At 29.7% G+C, this 21,316-nt stretch carries 22 protein-coding genes; 13 read left to right on the top strand and 9 right to left on the bottom strand.

All coding sequences use genetic code 11. The features are described 5' to 3' along the window. Nucleotides 1-117: 117 nt before the first annotated feature. The gene (locus ACZ451_RS11100) at nt 118-939 is read left to right on the top strand and encodes an MOSC domain-containing protein (protein ID WP_464212393.1); all 822 of its coding nucleotides are present in this window, start codon (nt 118-120) and stop codon (nt 937-939) included. A 52-nt stretch (nt 940-991) separates the two neighbouring features. Continuing rightward, nucleotides 992-1,948: a carboxypeptidase-like regulatory domain-containing protein gene (locus ACZ451_RS11095; RefSeq protein WP_464212391.1), complete on the top strand. Its 957-nt coding sequence runs from the start codon at nt 992-994 to the stop codon at nt 1,946-1,948. Here ACZ451_RS11095 and ACZ451_RS11090 read toward each other — a convergent pair. The 3 genes from ACZ451_RS11090 to ACZ451_RS11080 all read right to left on the bottom strand — a co-directional run bounded on the left by ACZ451_RS11090 (nt 1,945) and on the right by ACZ451_RS11080 (nt 6,013). Beyond that, on the bottom strand, nt 1,945-2,607 hold the full coding sequence (locus ACZ451_RS11090) for a uracil-DNA glycosylase family protein (protein ID WP_464212389.1): 663 nt from the start codon (nt 2,605-2,607) through the stop codon (nt 1,945-1,947). The two genes, ACZ451_RS11095 and ACZ451_RS11090, sit on opposite strands and share 4 nt — an antisense overlap. Beyond that, nucleotides 2,607-3,329, bottom strand: coding sequence for a hypothetical protein (locus ACZ451_RS11085; RefSeq protein ID WP_464212387.1), 723 nt, complete (start codon nt 3,327-3,329; stop codon nt 2,607-2,609). The genes ACZ451_RS11090 and ACZ451_RS11085 overlap by 1 nt, the downstream gene beginning before the upstream one ends. A gap of 137 nt (nt 3,330-3,466) precedes the next feature. Continuing rightward, nucleotides 3,467-6,013: a phosphoenolpyruvate carboxylase gene (locus ACZ451_RS11080; RefSeq protein ID WP_464212385.1), complete on the bottom strand. Its 2,547-nt coding sequence runs from the start codon at nt 6,011-6,013 to the stop codon at nt 3,467-3,469. Nucleotides 6,014-6,214: 201 nt separating this feature from the next. Here ACZ451_RS11080 and ACZ451_RS11075 point away from each other — a divergent pair, with 201 nt between their 5' ends. Then, nucleotides 6,215-6,493 carry a hypothetical protein gene (locus ACZ451_RS11075; protein WP_464212383.1) on the top strand — a complete coding sequence of 93 codons (279 nt, stop codon included), beginning with the start codon at nt 6,215-6,217 and terminating at the stop codon, nt 6,491-6,493. Nucleotides 6,494-6,572: 79 nt separating this feature from the next. Here the strand turns inward: ACZ451_RS11075 and yaaA are convergent, their stop codons facing one another. The 4 genes from yaaA to ACZ451_RS11055 form a co-directional block, all read right to left on the bottom strand. Further along, on the bottom strand, nt 6,573-7,334 hold the full coding sequence (yaaA, locus tag ACZ451_RS11070) for a peroxide stress protein YaaA (protein ID WP_464212381.1): 762 nt from the start codon (nt 7,332-7,334) through the stop codon (nt 6,573-6,575). Between the two features lie 116 nt (nt 7,335-7,450). After that, complete coding sequence (locus ACZ451_RS11065; RefSeq protein ID WP_464212379.1) at nt 7,451-8,023, bottom strand: M23 family metallopeptidase; 573 nt, start codon at nt 8,021-8,023, stop codon at nt 7,451-7,453. Between the two features lie 71 nt (nt 8,024-8,094). Continuing rightward, nucleotides 8,095-9,123 carry an RluA family pseudouridine synthase gene (locus ACZ451_RS11060; protein ID WP_464212376.1) on the bottom strand — a complete coding sequence of 343 codons (1,029 nt, stop codon included), beginning with the start codon at nt 9,121-9,123 and terminating at the stop codon, nt 8,095-8,097. 3 nt (nt 9,124-9,126) lie between these two features. Continuing rightward, nucleotides 9,127-9,714 carry a PASTA domain-containing protein gene (locus tag ACZ451_RS11055; RefSeq protein ID WP_464212374.1) on the bottom strand — a complete coding sequence of 196 codons (588 nt, stop codon included), beginning with the start codon at nt 9,712-9,714 and terminating at the stop codon, nt 9,127-9,129. A 169-nt stretch (nt 9,715-9,883) separates the two neighbouring features. Here ACZ451_RS11055 and ACZ451_RS11050 point away from each other — a divergent pair, with 169 nt between their 5' ends. From ACZ451_RS11050 to ACZ451_RS11025, 6 genes are all read left to right on the top strand, one after another. After that, the gene (locus tag ACZ451_RS11050; RefSeq protein WP_464212372.1) at nt 9,884-10,864 is read left to right on the top strand and encodes a D-alanine--D-alanine ligase; all 981 of its coding nucleotides are present in this window, start codon (nt 9,884-9,886) and stop codon (nt 10,862-10,864) included. A 28-nt stretch (nt 10,865-10,892) separates the two neighbouring features. After that, nucleotides 10,893-11,345 carry a pantetheine-phosphate adenylyltransferase gene (gene coaD / locus ACZ451_RS11045; RefSeq protein ID WP_464212370.1) on the top strand — a complete coding sequence of 151 codons (453 nt, stop codon included), beginning with the start codon at nt 10,893-10,895 and terminating at the stop codon, nt 11,343-11,345. Between the two features lie 221 nt (nt 11,346-11,566). Next, nucleotides 11,567-13,372 carry a PAS domain-containing protein gene (locus ACZ451_RS11040; RefSeq protein ID WP_464212368.1) on the top strand — a complete coding sequence of 602 codons (1,806 nt, stop codon included), beginning with the start codon at nt 11,567-11,569 and terminating at the stop codon, nt 13,370-13,372. Further along, nucleotides 13,359-13,775, top strand: a complete 417-nt coding sequence (locus ACZ451_RS11035) for a response regulator (RefSeq protein WP_464212366.1) — start codon at nt 13,359-13,361, stop codon at nt 13,773-13,775. Before ACZ451_RS11040 ends, ACZ451_RS11035 begins: the two co-directional genes overlap by 14 nt. Before the next feature lie 93 nt (nt 13,776-13,868). Next, nucleotides 13,869-15,617: a M14 family metallopeptidase gene (locus ACZ451_RS11030; protein WP_464212364.1), complete on the top strand. Its 1,749-nt coding sequence runs from the start codon at nt 13,869-13,871 to the stop codon at nt 15,615-15,617. Nucleotides 15,618-15,632: 15 nt separating this feature from the next. Then, a complete protein-coding gene (locus ACZ451_RS11025) occupies nt 15,633-16,304 on the top strand; it encodes a hypothetical protein (protein ID WP_464212362.1) in 672 nt (223 codons plus the stop codon). Nucleotides 16,305-16,465: 161 nt separating this feature from the next. Here the strand turns inward: ACZ451_RS11025 and ACZ451_RS11020 are convergent, their stop codons facing one another. Beyond that, nucleotides 16,466-17,053 carry an NUDIX hydrolase gene (locus ACZ451_RS11020; RefSeq protein ID WP_464212360.1) on the bottom strand — a complete coding sequence of 196 codons (588 nt, stop codon included), beginning with the start codon at nt 17,051-17,053 and terminating at the stop codon, nt 16,466-16,468. A 7-nt stretch (nt 17,054-17,060) separates the two neighbouring features. On the opposite strand from ACZ451_RS11020, the gene pyrE reads away from it, so the two are divergent. Both pyrE and ACZ451_RS11010 read left to right on the top strand, forming a co-directional pair. Then, on the top strand, nt 17,061-17,702 hold the full coding sequence (pyrE, locus tag ACZ451_RS11015) for an orotate phosphoribosyltransferase (protein ID WP_464212358.1): 642 nt from the start codon (nt 17,061-17,063) through the stop codon (nt 17,700-17,702). A gap of 3 nt (nt 17,703-17,705) precedes the next feature. Further along, nucleotides 17,706-18,098: an SRPBCC family protein gene (locus ACZ451_RS11010; RefSeq protein ID WP_464212356.1), complete on the top strand. Its 393-nt coding sequence runs from the start codon at nt 17,706-17,708 to the stop codon at nt 18,096-18,098. Here ACZ451_RS11010 and ACZ451_RS11005 read toward each other — a convergent pair. Then, nucleotides 18,095-18,829 (bottom strand): biotin--[acetyl-CoA-carboxylase] ligase, encoded by a 735-nt coding sequence (locus tag ACZ451_RS11005; RefSeq protein ID WP_464212354.1) that lies wholly within the window; start codon nt 18,827-18,829, stop codon nt 18,095-18,097. The genes ACZ451_RS11010 and ACZ451_RS11005 overlap by 4 nt on opposite strands. Nucleotides 18,830-18,923: 94 nt before the next feature. Here ACZ451_RS11005 and rsfS point away from each other — a divergent pair, with 94 nt between their 5' ends. Continuing rightward, nucleotides 18,924-19,298, top strand: a complete 375-nt coding sequence (gene rsfS / locus ACZ451_RS11000; RefSeq protein WP_464212352.1) for a ribosome silencing factor — start codon at nt 18,924-18,926, stop codon at nt 19,296-19,298. A gap of 12 nt (nt 19,299-19,310) precedes the next feature. Then, nucleotides 19,311-21,314, top strand: coding sequence for an ATP-dependent zinc metalloprotease FtsH (gene ftsH, locus ACZ451_RS10995; RefSeq protein ID WP_464212350.1), 2,004 nt, complete (start codon nt 19,311-19,313; stop codon nt 21,312-21,314). Nucleotides 21,315-21,316 lie beyond the last annotated feature (2 nt).

Raw genomic sequence — 21,316 nt, 5'->3', positions numbered from 1 at the left:
TTAAAATCTAATTTTGTTAATTCATAAATAACAAAAGGAGCTATTATTAAGTTCTGATTTATAATGTATCTTGCTAAATATAAAGCTACAAATGTTGATAATTTTGTATGAACGCTTATGAATATTTCTAATTTATATGTTTACCCAATAAAATCAGCATCTGGTATAGCATTACAAAAAACATTTGTAGCAAAAACAGGTTTTCAATACGATCGTTTTTTTGCTCTTATAAATACCAAAAATGAAATTATTACGGCTAGAGAAAACTCTAATCTATTAAAAATACACACGGCTATTCAAGGTGGGTTTTTATTCCTTTCATCTAAAGGAAAAGAGAATTTTCAATTAGAATTAAATACTTCTTCAGGAGAGGGAGTTGATATTTTAATTTTTAAACAATCCGCTAAAGCTAAAATTGTACATACTAGAATAAACACCTGGCTTTCATCTATTTTAAAAGAAGAATGCAGGTTAATTAGTATTAATTCTAATGACCTAAGGCAAATAAAACCAAAATATAATGGTACGGAAAACGATTTTATTTCTTTTTCTGACATTGCCCCTATTCATCTTTTTTCTGAGGCATCACTAGCAGACCTAAATACTAAGCTAAAAAAACCCGTGTTTATAAAGCGTTTTAGACCTAATATTGTTATTTCTGGATGCCAAGCCTATCAAGAGGAAGATTGGAAAAAGATAAAAATAGGCAGTATAGAATTTGACGTAATTTTAAAAACACCAAGATGCTCTTTTATTACTATTGATCCAAATACCTCAATGAAGGATAAAAATCAAGAACCTTTAAGAACCCTAACCACTTATAAGAAAGAATTAAATAGTATAAACTTTGGAATTTATTTAATTCCTAGAAATACTGGCATCCTAAAAATTACAGATGCAATTGAAATAATTGAAACTCACAACAAAGTCAGTTTCTAAAATACTATCTAGCCTATAAAACAGTTACTATACTAAACATTTAAATTGTTTTATGAGGTTAGTAACGATATTCATTGTACTATTTATTATACAAGGATGTTTTTCTCAAAACATACAGGTCATAGATAGTCTAGAAAACAGCCCTATCCCATTTGCTACAATATCATTTGGAGATGGCTTAGGCACGTATGCTAATGAAGACGGCGTATTTGTATTTTCTAAAAAGCGTTATAAAGATATAGACACCTTATATGTTTCCGCAGTTGGGTTTGGTGTAAAGACTGTAGCTACAAATAATATAGCGCCAAAAGTCTTTCTGAGCCCAGAAGTTTCTGTATTAAGTGAAGTGGTTGTTACCGCACCTATTTTAGGAAAATATAAAATAAAGAAAGAAAAAGCAATTACGCATTCTGATGTTTTCACTTCTTGGTTACCTACTGTTGAAAGCGAGATTGCCGTTTTTTTTGAACGAAAGGGTACTAAAATAACTCAGATTTCAAAACTATTACTTCCTATAAATGCTGAAACAAAATATAAAACAAAAGGCAAAGGTGCTTATGCTACAATTTGTAGAATTCAATTCTATAAAAATGAAAATGGTTTACCCGGAGCACCTATGAGTCATGAAAATATTGTTTTTGCTATTGATGAAAAACAGGATAAAGTATTTGAATTAGACATTAGTAAAAAAGCTATTTTTATTCCTAAAACAGGTATCTATGCAGCGATACAAATACTTGGTTATGCCAATAAGGATGGTAAATTAGCACAAACTAAAAAATATAGAGAAATTGAAACGAAAAGAGGTATTCAAAAAATTTCTACTGCTTTTAGGCCTTTACTACCTTTTACCAATAAATTACAAAATAAAAATACTTACGTAAGACGCATTTTTTTAAATGATAAAAAATGGCAAGTGTTTGATTATACGTATAATGCTAATTCTAAGCTTGTAAAAAGTGGTTATAAAAATTATGCAATGGCTGCACATTTTAGAGTGTATAATTAAAAATGTTCTTTGTATTGCAACACTCTAAAATCTAAAGTAGAAAAATTTGGATCTTTATGCTTATATTCTTTATAGGCTAGCATACTTCCTATAGCTCTATTTGCCGCTCCAGATGGTGCAGTTAACGAAACTGTTTTTATAATTCTCTTTGGGCTATTTAATAATTGAAACTGATAAACTCTAGGGACTATATTTGAAACCATTTCTAAAGAAATATTTTTTTCTTTAAGCAGTTTTCTAAAAAAATATTCTGGACCATTTTTACTATTCCCACCCATAAATAGTATCGTATTTATATTGGGGTATTCTTCTAAATAACGTATAACATCTCTTAATTCTACATGCTGCATTCCTAAATCAGAAGCATCAATTTTTGAACGTTTTGCACTAGCAACAATATCACATACTGCTATTTTATGTTTTAAAAGAAATTTTTTTCGTTGCTGAATTGCAAACTCGGTAGTACTATAGACTAAATTCAAGTCAAAAATCTTATCCAATATAGGCCATAACAATCCATTTTTACTACCATAACAAAAATCTACATCTTCTTTTTTTAACGCTCTTGTAGTAAAACGAGGAGGTGGCAGCGTACCAACAATAAGTTTAGTTGCCTCTTTAAAAAGAAATGGTTCGTAAGGATGGGTATGTAAAAACATTATACTGTACGCAATAGCTCTTTAGCCTCTTTAAAATAAATCTTATGCATTCTATAACTCTGTTTAGATATACCATCAGATTCTATCATTATTTCGTTTAAAACCTCCTTTGATTCTGCTATTTTAGCAGTTCTGATATAAAATTTAGCTAATTCCAATCGTTCTAAATAGTTAGCATAAGGCGCATCAAATTTCTTTAACACTTCCTCTGCCTCTTCTATATTATCATTTTTTTCTAATGCCAAACCATACAAAAAACAACCATTTGATTTTCTAAACTTTGGATTATCTTTTATTTTCTCTGCATAAAAAATGGCTTTTTCATAATCATTACCTAAATAATATGCTTCTTGAAGTTTAGAGATTACATAAAAATCATTCTTAAAAGTTCCGTCTAATGCTTCTTGATAATGTGTTATAGCATAATCATATTGCTTCGCTTCTAAATAAGCATCTGCTAATGCTGTTTTATTCTGGAATGTGTTCGAGAATTTTAGTCTTTTTTCTAAATCGTTTATTTTTTTAGTAGGATTGAAAACTGTTACAATTTCTTCTTGAACTTTATCAATATCTCTCTTTTGAATAACATTTACAAAAAGATAAGCTACTGAACCCAATACAGGTATAAATAGAATTACAAAATACCAATAATAATTGTTCTTATTAATATAGCAGTGATACGCACAATACCCTTGGAGTGCTAAAGTAAGATAGTAAATCATGTTTCTAAAAATAATAATTCTAGCTGACAAACAACTCTTTTATCGCACATACTAATTCCAGTTATAATCATTCCTATAAAAAAAGTCCAACAAAATTTAAAATTTCATTGGACTTTTTAAACTAAAACTATACAACACTAAGCAGAATTTCTACTTGCATTAATATTACCATATAATGATCTGGTTACTATTTTTTCGTATAGTTCTTTGAAATCAGAACCAGCTCCAATTTTCTGTAAAGCGTATTGTTGAATGACTAGTAGTGGTAATACAATATTCTCTCTAATTTTTATAGATTCTCTTGAGACTGCTTCCCCTTCCATAAGTACATCCATATCAGAGATAAGCAATAACATTTCTTTAGAAAGTTCAAACTCATCTTTTAAAATCATCCAAAAATCACCATACTCTTTATCTTCTTTCATGTAACTTGTGAGCTCAAAATAACATTTAGATAAAGACATCATACTATTTAGCATTAACGCTCTAAAGAAAGGAACTTCTTTAAATAAGGTAATTACCTCTTCTAACCTTCCTTGATCTTTAAATGTTTTTATGGCAGTCCCTATTCCAAAATAACCTGGAACATTCTGTTTTAGCTGACTCCAAGAACCTACAAACGAAATAGCGCGTAAATCTGATAATTCTAGTTTTGCTTTATTTCCTCTTTTACCCGGCCTACTTCCAATATTAGCTTTACCATAATATTTAAGCGTACTCATATTTTCTAAATACGGCATAAATTTATCATGATGTTTTAATGCATCATACTTCTCAAAACTTAAATCTGAAAGTTCTTCTATTAATTTTCTAGAATTTTCAGAAATTACATTTTCTTTTCCAAACAAATTATTAGATAAGCCAGCTGTAAGCAACTGTTCACAGTTATATTGAAACTGTTCTTTAGTGCCATAGGTACTTGTTATGGTCTGCCCTTGTATGGTCATCTGAATTTCATTATTTGCAATGCCTTTTGTTTGCGCTGCGTAAAAACGATGTGTTTTTCCTCCTCCACGCGCAGGTGGGCCACCACGACCATCAAAGAATATCGCTTTTATATTATTCTCATCACAAACAGCAGATAAAGTTTCTTTAGTCTTTAAAATAGACCAATTCGCTTTTAAATAACCCCCATCTTTAGTTCCATCAGAAAAACCTAGCATTATAGTGTGGTTATTGTTTCTCCTTTCTAAATGAGCTCTATACTCTTTTAAATCAAATAATTGTTGCATGGTAGCTTCTGAGCTATCCATGCCTACCATAGTTTCAAACAAAGGCACAATATCAAAAGTGATGTCTTCATCTTTCCAACCACACCATTTAAATAATCCAAATACAAATAGTACAGAAAAAATATCCTCAGAATTACTTATAATATATCTATTACAGCCTTCTTCTCCATTTTTATCTTGTATGGCTTTTAATTGTGATACGTTTCTAATGGTATCTTTTACAATCCCTTCTTCATAATCGTCTTGAGATATCTTTATATCTTTATGAAGTAATGCATCTATTAGTTCTTTTTCTGAAAGTTCATTTAAACTTTCAGATATTAATCCGTTTTTCTGTAATACGGCGGTTACTACTGCCACATGCTGACTATGATCTTGACGGATATCTATAGCCGCAAAATGTGTTTTAAATATTCTAACTTTATTAATTAGATTATCTAAATCTTTACTGTATAAATTGTGGTATTTAGATGCTAAAATTTCTTTTATCGTTTCTAAAGGCCCTATAATATTCTCATAACCTACATGCTTGTTAGGATTAAACATTGCGGTATAAAGGTTTTTCCTTAACGTATCTATGTGGACTTGTATGTCTTTAAAAGTTAGCTTTTTTTGTAATGATTTTAAATCATTATAATAACATTTCATTAACGTTATTCTAAGCTCATCAGCAACATCACTAGTAATATCAGCCGTTACAAACGGATTTCCATCTCTATCTCCACCAGGCCAAAAACCTAGTTTTACAATATTATAGTTATCAAAATCTTTATCTTTAATATTACTTCTTAAATACGAATATAAATCTCCAATAGCATCATAATATACATTTCTGAGAATGTAAATAATATTTTTAGCTTCATCTAGAGGGGTCGGCTTTTTAGCATTTATTAAAGAGGTAAGCCCTAATTGCTGTAAAGTAACATCGATATCATCAATATTATTTTCTAGAATTAAATTTCTTAAATCTGTAATAATATCTAAAACCGCTGGAGTATAAAACTGTGTTGGATGTGCTGTTAAAACTAAACGGGCACTAAATGTAGAGAGTTTTTCTGCTACAGTATCCCAACTTTTATTTTTATCTACTAATTGAAAATAATCTTTTATAGCCAAAGAACTGCTATGCGCTTGTAATTTTGGGAATGCTGCATCTTCTACACTATCATATAAAACCACCTGACGTTCTACATATTGAATAATGCGGAACATAAAATCTATTCTATCTTTTTCTGAAGCAATATCTAGGTAGTTTTGAAAAAAATGTTCTAAAATTTCTTTTGGGTTTTGCCCAGATTTAAGCCCCTTTTGACATTGATCTAACATCAAAGGAATTACGGTCCCTACATTTTCTATATTTCTATAAGGTAAATTAAGAAATAGGCTATTGTAAACATTAAACTTATTGTTTACCGATTTTTTAAACTCTTCTAATCTTTCTGATTGCTGCATATATTTCTAAATTGTAAGCATAAAAATGTGAAATAGTATCACACTCATATTAACCTGACAAAACTACTGCTTTTGGTCTAGTATCCCAATTTTATAAAAGTATAAAATTGAGATATTTTGTTACAATTTGATAGTAATTTAACTTAAGAAGGCAAAATAATTTACAGAAATAGCAAAAGTGCTTTATATTTAGCTATTCTAATGAATAACACTAAACTCATAACTATTTTAAACAGAATGGAATTAAAAGACCAAAATTCAGAAATTTTAAAAGTTCAACTCAAAAAAACCAAAAGAACTATGCAGATATTAACATGGGCTGCAATAGTTATGTTAGTGTTCTTTATTTATGGATGGGTACAAAAAAATGAAGATTTTAATGGCTCATTTTCATTAATTATAGTTGCTATAGGTTTCTTTGTAATATTATTGGATAAAAAATTTAAAAAGATAAAAACAGAATTAGAATCTAGAAAGTAAAAAAATTGAATTAAAAATGCTTTGAGAAGCAGTATAAAATATCTTTTAAAACAAATACAAATTCTAGTAATTCTTAATCTTAGCGAATAAAAACAGGTTGGTTTTCTTTCAGCGTATGTTCCTTACTAAAAAGATATCCATCTAAATTAAAACCTTTAATATCTTCTAGTGTTTTAGCGTCATTATCTATGATATAACGTACCATGGAACCTCTTGCCTTTTTGGCAAAAAAACTAATGATTTTTAATTTATCGTTCTTCCAGTCTTTAAAAATAGGACTTATAACAGGCACTTTTAATGCTTTTTCGTCTACCGCAGTATAATATTCGTTGCTTGCGAGGTTTACAAAAACTTCATCATCTTTTAGTTCGCTATTAAGGTAATTAGTAAGGTCTTTTTTCCAAAATTCATATAAATTTTTAGCCCTTCCTACTTTTAATGAGGTTCCCATTTCTAAACGATAAGCTTGTATTAAATCTAAAGGTTTTAAAATACCATATAAGCCAGATAAAATTCGCAAAGTACTCTGTAAGCTATCTAATTTATCTTCAGAAATGGTATAAGCATCTAAGCCTTGGTACACATCTCCATTAAAAGCATAAACGGCTTGGCGTGCATTCTCAGTAGTAAATGGAACAGAAAATTCCTGGTTTCGTTCCCAATTTAGTTGTGCTAACTTATCCGAAATATGCATTAATTCTGATAAAGCTTTCGGTTTTTTCTTTACTAGCACTTTATTTAATTTTTCAGAATGTGCTAAAAAATTAGGCTGCGTGTATGTAGTAGTTGGCAATTTACTATCAAAATCTAAAGATTTTGCAGGAGAAATAACAATTTTCATTTTTAATACTTTTAAAAGTTTAAAAATAAGAATGATTTTTTAGATTTCAACTACATAATTGAAGTACTTATCAATGATACTATTGTAAAAGTTTATAGGAGATGATAAATATCTTATTACTCTTTAATTTTTCTATTTAAAGTTATAAAAGCAGTTGGATCAAGATAGCCTTTTGTGTTTTTAGAATATCCATTGCCAATAGGCATACCAATACTATCTCTAAGTTCTAAATGTAAATGCGCATAATAGATTCCTCCAGCATTCCCAATTGTTGCAATTTGCGCCCCTTTTTTTACCCAAGTTTTAGATTTCACAAGCATCGTATCGCAGTGAGTGTATATAGATTCGTATTGTTTCCCATTAGGCATGGTATGTATAATTCTAATAGTATTGCCCCATCCACCAGAAATATCTTCAACAAAAGACACATAGCCATTAGCGATACTATAAATTGGGTCACCAAGATCTGTATTTCCGCCATTTACACCATTCCAATCATCTCCTAAATGGTTATTCTTTTGAAATTTTTGAGCATTATAATACCCTTTCCCATCTGGTTTACCAACTGGAAAATCAAAACCATCAACCAAATACATACTATCTACAGTGCTATTTGGTTTTTTAAAAGCCTTAAGAGTGTTATTTTGGGGGTTATTTTCGGCTATAGGGTTAGATTTTTTCTCAAACAAATTGCAGCTTATTAGCATCAAGAAAAGACTACAAAAAATAATATATTGCTTTTTCATATTCCTTTTCAAAGTTACTTACTGTGCTTTGAATAATCTCTCCATTTGGCTATACAACTGGCCATATCTTCTGGTATTTCAGAATCGAAACGCATAAACTTCTTAGTTACAGGATGTACAAAACCTAAAGTTTTTGCATGTAAAGCTTGCCTTGGCAATAGTTTAAATGCATTTTCTACAAATTGTTTGTATTTCGTAAATGTTGTTCCTTTTAAAATACGTTCTCCTCCATAACGCGCATCATTAAATAATGTGTGCCCTATATGTTTTAAATGAACTCTTATTTGGTGTGTTCTACCCGTCTCCAGTTGGCAAGAAATTAGAGTAACATATCCCAACCTTTCTATAACTTTAAAATGAGTAACAGCTTCTTTTCCTTGATCACCTTCAGGAAAAACATGCATTTGTAATCTATTTTGCGGATGACGTCCTACATGACCTTCAATTGTGCCGCTTTCTTCTTCTATATTTCCCCATACTAAAGAGATATATTCGCGTTCACTTGTTTTGTCAAAAAATTGTTTTGCTAAATAGGTCATAGCTGCTTCCGTTTTAGCAACTACTAATAAACCAGAAGTATCCTTATCTATACGATGTACTAATCCAGGCCGCTCATTACTATTATTAGGCAAATCTTTAGTATGGTATAGCAAAGCATTTATTAATGTTCCCGAATAATTACCATGCCCTGGATGCACTACCATTCCAGCGGGCTTATTAACCACCATTAAAACATCATCTTCATAAATAATATCTAGAGGAATATTTTCAGGTACCAATAAAAACTCATGTGGGGGATGCTCAAATAGTACTTGAACCTCATCACCTGCTTTAACCTTATAATTTTGCTTTACAACTTTACCATTTACCCAAACATTTCCATTTCTTGCTGCTTGCTGAATTTTATTTCGGATTGCATTTTCAATAAAATTCATTAAAAATTTATCAACTCGCAAAGGTTCTTGTCCTTTTGAGGCGATAACTTTATGATGTTCAAAAAGGTCTTCTTTACTTAACTCCTCGTCACCTTTTGCTGTATGCATATATTATTCTGAGTCTGCTTTTATTTGATCACTTTCAGAAACCTTACCATTACCACAAACTAATTCTATTTTAGATGTTTTAGGTAATTTATGACCTGGAGAAATATACTTCCCCTTGTATTTTATGTTGTATACCATATCCTTTCCTAAGCCATCTATATAAGAAACTCTTTGCACATCTAAACCCACAGCCCTTAGCATAGAAGTAGCATTTCGCTTCGTAATCTGGATTATTTTAGGTACACTTACTTTTTTGTAACCAGAAGGATTTACCGTTACATATATTTTTCTATTCTGTTTTACTTTATTACCAGCAGGTGGGTTTTGCTCTATAACAGAAAAACGTGGATAATCTGGATTATAATTGGCAGAATCTAATACTTCATAACGTAATTCTGCTTCTTCAATAACCGTACGCATATCGGTAACAGATAATTTTGCTAAATCTGGAACTTCAACAAATTCATTATGATTTGTTGTACTCTTTAACCATTCTAAAATACCAAAAATTAAGGCAACAACTAAAACTGCAGCGATTCCTAATTGGATAAAAAATGTTTTACTTATTAAAAACTTAAAAAAATTTTTCATTGTACTTTTTATTCTACACACAAATATAACAAATGCACTGGTCTTGACTTTTATTTTATATCAAATTTACCAACTCAACAAAAAAATCTTTTCATTTAAACAAAAACCCAAAGCTTTTTCTTTTCTTTGAATTGAATCATTTAATGACCATATTATTTTACAGTAGATTATGAAAAAAAATATTGCCATTATCATGGGGGGGTATTCTAGCGAATATAAAATATCTCTTAAAAGTGGAAATGTAGTTTACAACTATTTAAACAAGGAAAAGTACAATGCATATAGAATCCATGTTTTTAATGAAAAATGGGTTTATGTAGATGAGAATAATAAAGAATACCCTATTGATAAAAATGATTTTTCTATTGCTATAGATGGTAATATAATTTCTTTTGATTGTATTTTTAATGCCATACATGGTTCGCCTGGAGAAGATGGTTTAATGCAATCTTATTTTGAATTAATAGGTATTCCACAAACTTCATGTGATTATTACCAAGCTGCATTAACATTTAACAAACGAGATCTATTAAGTGTATTAAAACCCTATGGCATTAGATGTGCCGCTTCTTATTATTTAAATTTAGGTGATGCTATTGATGAAGCTAGTATAATTAAACAAGTTGGCCTTCCTTGCTTTGTAAAAGCAAATAAAGCTGGTAGTAGTTTTGGTATTACTAAAGTTTATAAAAAAGAAGAATTAGCAAGCGCTATTGCAAATGCCTATAAAGAAGATGACGAAATTATTATAGAAAGTTTTTTAGATGGTACAGAAGTATCTGTGGGTGTAATTACTTATAAAGGTGAAACCAAAGTACTTCCAATTACTGAAATTGTTTCTGAAAATGATTTTTTTGACTATGATGCCAAATATAAAGGTAAATCGCAAGAAATCACTCCTGCAAGGATATCATCTGACCAAGAAGAAAAAGTAAGCACTATTGCAAAAAAGGTGTATAACATATTAAAAATGAAAGGCTATTCCAGAAGCGAATTTATATTTGTAGATGATATTCCTTATCTATTAGAGATGAATACTACACCTGGTTTAACAGAAGAAAGTATACTTCCACAACAAGCCAGTGCAGCTGGCATAAATTTAGAAGAACTTTTTGAAAGTGCTATTACAGCCGCATTAAATTCTAAATAAGTAAATTTACGCTTTAAAACAATTACCTATGAGACGTGCTATATTTCCAGGTTCCTTTGATCCACTTACTTTAGGACATCATGATATTATAACACGTGGTATTTCCCTTTTTGATGAATTAATTATAGCTATAGGAATAAATAGTTCTAAAAAATATATGTTTTCTATAGAAGAACGCACTCGGTTTATAAAAGAAGCTTTTAAAAACGAGCCAAAAATAAAAGTTTTAAACTATGAAGGCTTAACTGTAGATTTTTGCAAAAAGATAAATGCAAATTATATTTTACGTGGATTAAGAAACCCGGGAGATTTTGAGTTCGAAAAAGCAATTGCCCATACAAACCGTAAGCTCTCTGAAATAGAAACAGTATTTCTATTAACTTCTTCTGGCAAATCTTATATAAGTTCTTCTATTGTTAGAGATGTTATTAGAAATGGTGGAGATTATACTATTTTAGTACCAAATACGGTTAGAACCTAGCATTAAAACTTACAAATTCTTACTTTTTTTAGAATACAATAAAGAAATAGATTGTTAAAAAAATATTTGTTTAATGTATTTTAATATTCTTCAAACAATTATTTATTACTTTCCAATAGATATATCTATTATATACCACTGTTTTCTGCTCGTTCACAACAATCTGTTGTAACTGTTATATAATATAGCTTAATTTGAGATGAAGCAAAATCACACACATTTTGAGCTTAGAAACCAAAACAAAAACAGAATACCTTATTAAACAATTGCCACAAGCAATCGTATATATAGATAAAGAATTAAAAATTCTTTATGCTTCAAACGCATGGGCAAATCTTTTTAATTTCTCATATAGTTTTGTCACAGGAAAAATTATTTCTAATTTGTTTATTGATATTGACAAGAAATTTAAGGAAGATTTAAAGAAGTGTTTCAAAGGAATTCAAATAACAAATAGAACAAAACTCTATTATGATCTTAACAATGATGAAAGATGGCATACTTGGACAATAAAACCTTGGTATGATGAAAGTGAAAATATAGTTGGAGCTATTCTTCAAACAGAAGACACTACTGAAGCCGTTAATAATGAAATAGAACTAGAAAAATTATCCTTTCTAAATAAAAACAGCTCTCAACATGAAATAATTGGGAACTGGGAATTCAATGCAATTAAAGATAAATTAAGTTGGTGTTCTAAAACCAAAAAAATATTTGCCGTTAGCCCTAGTTTTACTCCTACACTAGAACAGTATATCAATTTTCATAACGAAGAACAAGACAAAGAGAGTATTGTTAAAATATTAAAAAACAATGCTAGGAAACGTAGTGCATGGAAAAAAACACATACTATTATTACTGCTAAAGGAAAAGAAAAAACAGTAACTACTACAGGAAAACCGATATTTAAACATAATGAATTTGTAGGTGTTATTGGTACTTTTCAACAACACGTTACTAAAGAAGCATTAAATAATAAACCCAAAGTAAATCATGAACTTTTAAGTGAGTTAATAGATAGTTTACCTATAAATATCTATGTAAAGGATACCGAGTCCAGAAAAATTCTTGTAAATAATCAAGAAGTAACCTTTTTAGGTGCTACTAAAAAAGAAGACATTATAGGTAAAGACGACTTTAGCTTTTATGATGAAAAAACTGCTAAAAAACTTCGGCAAAATGATTTAAAAGTCATTCAATCTAAAAAACCTCGGGTAGATAAAGAAATACCTATTATAAAAAAAGATGGCTCCAAAGCTTATTTCTTAACATCTAAAATTCCTTTAATTGGTAAAGAGAAAAATGTTATAGGCCTTATAGGTTTTAGTTTAGATGTGAGCAAACAAAAGCAGAAAGAAGAAGAGTTACAAAAAATGGTTAAACTTGTATCTTCTCAAAATAGTAAAATGAGGAATTTTACTCATATTGTATCTCACAACCTTAGATCACATACAGCAAATTTATCGATGCTACTTAATTTCTTAACTAATGAAGAAGATAAAAATGAAAGAAATACTATAGTGAATATGTTAGTAAAAGCATCTAATAATTTATTAGACACTATTAACTATTTAAACAACACAGTAGAAAATAACACTGATCTTGATAATGTAAAAGTAGCACTTAAAGTAAATAAAAGGATTGCTGTTGTAGAAAAAAATCTTGAGGCATTGTTAGAAAATAAAAAAGCTACTATAATAAATAATATACCTCATAATACTACAGTAAAAGGTATTCCAAATTATATAGATAATATTTTTTTAAACATATTATCTAACACTATTAAATCTATTAATCTAGCTAGCAGTTGTAACATATATCTTGATGTTAAAAAAACTAAAAGTTATACTATAATATCAATTAAAAATTATTGTACAGACAATATTATTGAGAAAGATTCTAGTTTTAAAGCCTATGGGGATTACATTACAGATCACCAAATAGCAGCTATGAATGGAAAAATTATTACAAAAAAAGAAAAAGACGGAGCAACGATAACAAGCATATATTTCAATGAGAAAAATTAATTTCATTAGTATAATAGATGATGACCCTATTACTGTATTTGGTATGAAAAAAATACTTGGTTCTGTTGTAGAATGTCAAAATATTATAACATTAGAAAATGGCCTTCTCGCTATAGATAAAATGAAAGAAATAGTTAAAAAGAATATAGCTTTACCAGATATTATTTTTCTAGACATTAACATGCCTATCATGAATGGATGGGAATTTCTTGAGGAATTTATAACAATATCTATAAAAAACACTATTCGCATTAATATCGTAACTTCATCTATAAGTGATGAAGACAGAGTAAAGGCAGAAACCTATAAATGCAGAACACATCATCACTTAAATTTCTATAGTAAACCATTATATAAAGAATCAATCATTGAAATCATTGACAACTCATTTATAAAACAATAAACAATAAATTCTTTAAGAAAGTCAAAAATATTAAATTACAGTTTCATGTAAAAACTAAATTGTTTATCTTATTTTTATGGCTAAAAATAGGAAATGAAATTTTTTCTGACTTTGCTATTCTTTTATTTATTAGTTAGTTGTGAAACAAAAAAAGAGGATCAAGCACAAGAATTTATAACCCGTTTTGAAACTTCTAATGGTATTGAAACGGCCACTTATCTAGAAACTATAGCTTTCTATATTAATCTAGCAAAAGAATTCCCTACTATAAATATCCAAACTATTGGAGAAACAGATAGCGGACATCCACTGCATATAGTTACTTATAATCCTGATAGCGATTTTAATTTTAAGAAAATTCAAGATACAAAAACTACGATTTTAATTAATAATGGTATACACCCAGGTGAAAGTGATGGTATAGATGCAACGATGTTATTATTTAGAGATTTAGCTATTAAAAAAATTGCTCCACCTAATAACACTGTAATAAGCACAATTCCTATTTATAACGTTGGTGGTTCTTTAAATCGTAATTCCACCACTAGAGCAAATCAAAACGGACCAGAATTCTATGGCTTTAGAGGTAATACTCAAAATTATGATCTAAATAGAGATTTTATAAAATCTGACACTAAAAATGCAAAAACATTTGCTAAAATATTTCATTTAGTACAACCAGATATATTTATAGACAACCATGTAAGTAATGGTGCAGATTACCAATATACCTTAACCCATTTATTTACACAACACAATAAATTAGGTTTAGATTTAGGCAATTATTTACATAAAGAATTAATGCCTAAACTAGAGGAATCTTTAGAAAATGAAAACTGGAGTATAACACCTTATGTGAATGTTTTTAATGAAGTACCGGAAAATGGATTTTCTCAATTTATGGATTCTCCAAGGTATTCTACTGGATATGCTACATTGTGGAATACGCTTGGTATGATGGTGGAAACTCATATGCTTAAACCGTATAAAAAAAGAGTTGAAGGCACATATGTACTAATGAAAAAAATGATTGATATTACTGAAAGTGATGGTAAAAAAATTAAAGAAATAAGAGCAGAAACGAGCAAAGACATGCTTAACTTAAAAAGTTATCCTATTAACTGGGTGTTAGATACAACTAAACTATCCATACTCCAATTTAAAGGTTATAAAGCGGATACCATTACAAGTAGTATTACTGGAATGCCCAGGTTAAAATATGACCAAAATAAACCTTTTACAAAAGATGTAGTATACCAAAACTACTACAAACCATCAAAATCAATTCATATACCTGAAGCTTATATTATAAAAAAAGGATGGGCCAAGCCTTTAGAGCTTTTTACCCAAAATAACATCCAATTTTCGGCTTTAAAACAAGACACTGTTTTAACTGTTAGCTCCTATAAAATTAAAGATTATAAGACACGGAAAAATGCCTATGAAGGTCACTATTTACATTATAATACTGAAGTCTCAAGTAGTATAAAAAAAATCCAATTTAGAAAAGGTGATATTGTTGTAAGTACTAATCAGCCAGGAAGAAGATACATTATAGAAACATTAGAACCCGAAGCTGTAGACTCATTTTTCAATTGGAATTTTTTTGATCCTATTTTACAACAAAAAGAAGGTTTTTCTCCATATGTTTTTGAAGATGTAGCATTAGAACTTTTAGAAAACAATATTGATTTAGAAGAAAAATTTTATCAAAAAAAAGAAAGCGATCCTGAATTTGCTAAAAATTGGTATGCCCAATTAGAATATTTATATCATAATTCTAAACATTATGAAGCTGCGCATTTGCAATACCCAGTTTATAAACTTATGCATAACCAGTAGTTTTAAAACATTTAAATGAATTCAAAAAAATATTTTAGAATCTTAAACCTTCCCCTTCAAGAAAAAGATGATTCACAGATTATTTTTGGTGGGATTTTGATTTCAATTTTAGCTTTTGTAATTAACATCATCCCAATCGACTTTGAGTTTCGTATTGTAATTCAATTTATCATTTTGCTTTTTTCTACAGCTTGGTCTGCTCATCGTGCAGAAATTTTGAACAGGAATAAAATCGTTTGGGGATTTTTAGGATTCATTTTTCCTCCAATTGCTTTAATTATTCTTGGTCTTTTAGGCACTAAAGTAGCTATAAATCCAATTAAAAAAATAGCTAAACACTACCGAAAAGAATATGAAGAGAAAACAATGAGTATTCAACTACCAGAAAAAGATGCAATTGATTTGAAATCAAAAATTTACAACGAGCTTTCTGCTAAATTAAAGGAAGACATTTCAAATAAGCTGACGGAATTGAATATCCAACCAGATACTGACAGTAAATCAAATAAAACTTCTTCACCTAGCAGTTTTACTATTTGGATTGGTGGACTTATTACCCCTTTATTTTCAAAGAGTAATGATGGAGAAGAAAGCAATTTAAATAAGGTACGTAATGGATACGTTTTTAATTTTATTGTATCAATAATTATAATTGTAGTTTTGGTTTATATAATTATTAAATCCTAGTGAATAAAAACGTATTATAACAACAAAAAATTACTATATACATAGAAAAGCAAACTAGTGTTTGCTCAGTAATATCGATAACTCCAACTCTTAAGACTACTCCTTCTAGAAGATATCATCAGATGATTAGTGATTAAAATTACTTATGTAAGTATAGCATTCTAGTCTTCAAATAATATTTTAATATTATGATAAGAATTCTCTAAGGCTTTAGCAATTTTTTCTGGTCCTTTCCATTTTACTTTTTCAATACCTTCATTAGATTGCCCTATTAATTTGCCTTTATAGGATGTTTTCATAGCAAACCAATGCACTTCTTTAAGCTTATAAGTTCCATTCCTTTTAAAAATATGATAGGTAGTCCTTAAAAAATTTTCAATCTTTAACCCTTTTACACCTGTTTCCTCTTCTACCTCTCTTATAGCACAGGCCTCTATTGTTTCTCCCTTATCTAATTTACCTTTTGGAAGGTCCCATTTATCATTTCTATAAATAAACAATACTTTGCCATCTTTATTTGCAACAACACCTCCACCTGCTGTTACTAAAGGTATTTTTTTACTAAATTTTTTAAGGATTTCTTCATGATTTGGGTGATAAATATAAGCTATGGGTAACTTTTTTTTAGATAAAGCTTCTATGGCTTCCTTAATAGATTTTTCGTTCAATAAAAAATACTTGTTATTAGCAATATCCGCCAGTTTATTTGTTAAAATCAACGGGGCTTCATTCACAAAAACTTTATACATTTGCAATATGGTTTTAAATAAAGATACTGCTAAAAAAACAGCTGAACTCCTATTACAAATTAATGCAATTAAATTGAAACCTGAAAATCCTTTTTCATGGGCTTCTGGGTGGAAATCTCCTATCTATTGTGATAATAGAATTATACTATCGCATCCTACAATTAGAAACTTTGTTAGGGAGGAAATGGCGAAACAAGTTGAAGATTTATATGGTAAACCAGATGTAATTGCAGGTGTTGCTACAGGAGCAATAGGTATAGGGATGTTAGTAGCTGATTACTTAGGTCTTCCATTTGTGTATGTAAGACCCGAAGCAAAATCACATGGGAGGCAAAACCAAATAGAAGGCGCTTTAGAGGCCAACCAAACTGTAGTGGTTATTGAAGATTTAATCAGCACAGGAAAAAGTAGTTTAAACGCTGTTAAAGCAATAGAAAATGTTGGAGCTACTATTAAAGGAATGCTTGCTATTTTCACTTATGGCTTTGATATCGCTACAGAAAACTTTAAAAAAAATAACATAGAACTTCATACGCTTAGTGATTATGATCATCTCATACAGCAAGCATCTGAAACTAAATATATTAAAGAAGAACAATTTAATACATTACTAGACTGGAAAAAAAATCCAGCGGAATGGCAATTATAGCTTATGCATATAGAAACACAGAAGAAAGTAATTCAGAAAAATAGCGAAACTGTTTTTAATTTTTTATCGGACATTAAAAATTTTGAACAACTTATGCCAGATAATATAAGTAAGTTTGAAGTAATTAATACCGAAAGATTTTTATTTGCACTAAAAGGGATGCCCGAAATTGTATTGCAACGTAAGGAAGCAACTCCAAATTCTCAAGTAGTATTAGGGGCTGCAAGTGATAAACTTCCATTTACTTTAACAGCAAATATAGACGAGATATCAGAGAATAAAAGTGAAGTTATTTTAAGTTTTGAAGGTGAATTTAATGCCATGATGGCGATGATGATTAAAAACCCAATTACTAGTTTTATAAACACCTTATCTGATAATTTAGAAAAAATTTAGAATAACATTTTAACCTGTTTTAAATCAAATAAAACTTGATTATTATCTTCTGTTGAAATTATAAGTTTTCCTTCTTTGGAAACATCTTTTATAATTCCAACAAATATGGTATTCGTTATATTATTTTTAAATGTAGTTACCTTATCTTTTCTAAAGAGTGCCGTTAAATACGCCTCTTTTAATTGTGTAAATTCATTATTTTCTAATTTTGAAAAGTTTAATTTTAAATGCGGAATTATTTGAGCTAGTAAGTCCTCTAAATCATAATTTTTTCCTGATAATAGACGCAAAGAAGAAACATTAGGTAGATTAGAAAAATTTAATTGGTTAACATTTAGACCAATTCCAATAATTGAAGATTGTATTTGAGCCCCATAAAGAACATTTTCAATTAAAATTCCACAAATTTTATGACTGCCTGACAAAATGTCGTTTGGCCACTTAATTTTTAAATTAGTAATTTTCAATTCTTTTAATGCGTTGTATATAGCAAGAGACACACAAATATTAATCTGAAATTGATTGTGACTAGAAAAATTAGAAAAATATTTTAAAACGCTAAAAATTAGGTTCTTACCAGCCTCAGATTGCCAAACAGTTCCCATTTGACCCCTACCCGCATACTGCTCTTTAGCCACTACAACAGTATAGTCATCAACACTTTTAGATAGCCTTAAATTCTTTAAGTATCTATTTGTAGAATCTATGGCATCAAGTTTGACAATTTTCATGTGTAAAATATATGCAAAATCTTAAATCTTATTGTTAAAAACAATAGCTAAGAAAACAAAAAAATAATAACTTTGCTTAAATTAAAATTTTTGAATGCAGAAAAAGCAAATTAGCGTTGATGAACTCATCAGTTTTATTCTGGAAGGAATAGAAGAAGTTAAAGGAAATGATATTAATTTACTTGACCTAAGAGAAATTGAAAACACGGTTTGCGAATATTTCATTATATGTAACGGAACTTCAAATACACATGTAAACGCAATAGTAAGCTCCATCCAAAAAACAGTAAGCAAAAGTATTAAAGATAAACCATGGCATGTAGAAGGCTCGGAAAATTCTGAATGGATATTAATGGATTATGTAAACGTTGTTGTTCACGTTTTCCAAAAACATGCAAGAGAATTTTACGATATAGAAGGCCTTTGGGGAGATGCAAAAGTAACTGCTATAGAAAGTAGCTTTAAATAAGAAAAATATAAAATGGCAAAAGATAATAGTAATAACAACCCGAAAAAACCTAAGTTTAGTTCATGGTGGATATATGTTCCAATCATTTTACTATTAATTGGTTTTCAATTATTTAGCGGAAGTGATTTTTCTGGTTCAAAAGAAACCGACACCTCTAAACTACAGGAATATTTAACAAATGGGGATATCGATAAGATATTAATTGTCTCTAATGTAAAACAAGCAAAAATATTCTTAACTGAAGAAGCTTTAGCTAAAGAGGCACACAAAGCGGTATCAGAAAAGTCATTTTCAATTTCTCCAAGTGGAAGTTCTCCTCAGTATATAGTAAAATACGGAGATCAACAAAACTTTGAAAATACTATTAACGAGATAAAAGCGCAAAATAACTTAAATACCGAAATAAAATACGATGTAGAGAAAAACTTTATTGGAGATATTTTAATCAGTATTTTACCGTTTGTTCTAATCATTGGAATATGGATTTATCTAATGCGAAGAATGTCTGGCGGCGGCGGCGGCGGCGGCGGTGGCCAAATTTTTAACATCGGAAAATCAAAAGCCAAACTATTTGATGAAAAAACAGATACCAGAACTTCTTTTAAAGATGTAGCTGGCTTAGAAGGGGCAAAAGAAGAGGTTGAAGAAATTGTAGAATTTTTAAGAAACCCAGATAAATATACTTCTTTAGGAGGAAAAATACCTAAAGGAGCCTTACTTGTAGGACCTCCAGGTACTGGTAAAACTTTATTAGCTAAAGCAGTAGCTGGTGAAGCAAAAGTTCCTTTCTTTTCACTCTCAGGTTCAGACTTTGTAGAAATGTTTGTTGGAGTTGGTGCATCTAGAGTTCGTGATCTATTTAAACAAGCTAAAGACAAGTCTCCCGCAATTATTTTTATTGATGAAATAGATGCGATTGGTAGAGCTAGAGGGAAAAATAATTTTACTGGCTCTAATGACGAAAGAGAGAATACTCTAAACCAATTACTTACAGAAATGGATGGTTTTGGAACAAATACAAACGTAATTGTACTTGCTGCAACAAACCGTGCTGATGTCTTAGACAAGGCTTTAATGAGGGCTGGTAGATTTGATCGCCAGATTTATGTAGACCTCCCAGATATTAGAGAGCGTAAAGAAATTTTTGAAGTACATCTTAGACCTATAAAAACTTCGGAGACTTTAGATTTAGACTTTTTAGCAAAACAAACTCCAGGTTTTTCTGGAGCCGATATTGCTAATGTGTGTAATGAAGCCGCTTTAATTGCGGCCAGAAAAGAGAAAAAAGCTGTTAACAAACAAGATTTCTTAGATGCTGTAGATAGGATTGTTGGAGGCTTAGAAAAGAAAAATAAAATTATTACACCACAAGAAAAAGAAACAATTGCTTTTCATGAGGCTGGGCATGCAACAACAAGCTGGATGCTAGAACATGCAGCGCCATTGGTAAAAGTTACTATAGTACCAAGAGGGCAATCTTTAGGAGCTGCTTGGTATTTACCTGAAGAAAGACTTATTGTTCGTCCAGAGCAAATGTTAGATGAAATGTGCGCTACTTTAGGTGGCCGTGCAGCAGAAAAGGTAATCTTTAATAAAATTTCTACAGGAGCTTTAAGTGATTTAGAAAAAGTTACCAAACAAGCAAGAGCTATGGTTACTGTTTATGGCCTTAATGATGAAATTGGAAACCTCACTTATTATGATTCTTCAGGGCAAGATTCTTATGGCTTTTCAAAACCATATAGTGAGGAAACTGCGCAAAAAATTGATAAAGAAATTTCTCAGATTATTGAAGCCCAATACCAAAGAGCAATTCAAGTTTTAACAGAAAATAAAGATAAACTTACAGCTTTAGCAGAAAGATTATTAGAAAAAGAAGTTATCTTTAAGGATGATTTAGAAAAAATATTTGGAAAAAGATCCTTCGAAAAAGATCTTGCAGAAGAAGCGAGTAAATTAGCAGAAGAAAAAAAGTTGAAAGATAACGAAGCGGAAGACATTGTTATTAAAGAGTAAAA

The sequence above is a fragment of the Allocellulophaga tsushimaensis genome, assembly GCF_055383085.1.
Note: the sequence above shows the minus strand (reverse complement) of the source record. Positions and strands in the feature narration are given on the sequence as shown.

What these genes read in the sequence shown, in the direction of transcription:
- pyrE (WP_464212358.1), top strand. Translation starts at nt 17,061, where the DNA reads ATGGTTTTAAATAAAGATACTGCTAAAAAAACAGCTGAACTCCTATTA.
- ACZ451_RS11095 (WP_464212391.1), top strand. Translation starts at nt 992, where the DNA reads ATGAGGTTAGTAACGATATTCATTGTACTATTTATTATACAAGGATGT.
- ACZ451_RS11035 (WP_464212366.1), top strand. Translation starts at nt 13,359, where the DNA reads ATGAGAAAAATTAATTTCATTAGTATAATAGATGATGACCCTATTACT.
- ACZ451_RS11055 (WP_464212374.1), bottom strand. Translation starts at nt 9,714, where the DNA reads ATGAAAAATTTTTTTAAGTTTTTAATAAGTAAAACATTTTTTATCCAA.
- coaD (WP_464212370.1), top strand. Translation starts at nt 10,893, where the DNA reads ATGAGACGTGCTATATTTCCAGGTTCCTTTGATCCACTTACTTTAGGA.
- ACZ451_RS11005 (WP_464212354.1), bottom strand. Translation starts at nt 18,829, where the DNA reads ATGAAAATTGTCAAACTTGATGCCATAGATTCTACAAATAGATACTTA.
- yaaA (WP_464212381.1), bottom strand. Translation starts at nt 7,334, where the DNA reads ATGAAAATTGTTATTTCTCCTGCAAAATCTTTAGATTTTGATAGTAAA.
- ACZ451_RS11075 (WP_464212383.1), top strand. Translation starts at nt 6,215, where the DNA reads ATGAATAACACTAAACTCATAACTATTTTAAACAGAATGGAATTAAAA.
- ACZ451_RS11025 (WP_464212362.1), top strand. Translation starts at nt 15,633, where the DNA reads ATGAATTCAAAAAAATATTTTAGAATCTTAAACCTTCCCCTTCAAGAA.
- ACZ451_RS11080 (WP_464212385.1), bottom strand. Translation starts at nt 6,013, where the DNA reads ATGCAGCAATCAGAAAGATTAGAAGAGTTTAAAAAATCGGTAAACAAT.
- ACZ451_RS11010 (WP_464212356.1), top strand. Translation starts at nt 17,706, where the DNA reads ATGCATATAGAAACACAGAAGAAAGTAATTCAGAAAAATAGCGAAACT.
- ACZ451_RS11020 (WP_464212360.1), bottom strand. Translation starts at nt 17,053, where the DNA reads ATGTATAAAGTTTTTGTGAATGAAGCCCCGTTGATTTTAACAAATAAA.
- ACZ451_RS11100 (WP_464212393.1), top strand. Translation starts at nt 118, where the DNA reads ATGAATATTTCTAATTTATATGTTTACCCAATAAAATCAGCATCTGGT.
- ftsH (WP_464212350.1), top strand. Translation starts at nt 19,311, where the DNA reads ATGGCAAAAGATAATAGTAATAACAACCCGAAAAAACCTAAGTTTAGT.
- ACZ451_RS11060 (WP_464212376.1), bottom strand. Translation starts at nt 9,123, where the DNA reads ATGCATACAGCAAAAGGTGACGAGGAGTTAAGTAAAGAAGACCTTTTT.
- ACZ451_RS11030 (WP_464212364.1), top strand. Translation starts at nt 13,869, where the DNA reads ATGAAATTTTTTCTGACTTTGCTATTCTTTTATTTATTAGTTAGTTGT.
- ACZ451_RS11090 (WP_464212389.1), bottom strand. Translation starts at nt 2,607, where the DNA reads ATGTTTTTACATACCCATCCTTACGAACCATTTCTTTTTAAAGAGGCA.
- ACZ451_RS11085 (WP_464212387.1), bottom strand. Translation starts at nt 3,329, where the DNA reads ATGATTTACTATCTTACTTTAGCACTCCAAGGGTATTGTGCGTATCAC.
- rsfS (WP_464212352.1), top strand. Translation starts at nt 18,924, where the DNA reads ATGCAGAAAAAGCAAATTAGCGTTGATGAACTCATCAGTTTTATTCTG.
- ACZ451_RS11050 (WP_464212372.1), top strand. Translation starts at nt 9,884, where the DNA reads ATGAAAAAAAATATTGCCATTATCATGGGGGGGTATTCTAGCGAATAT.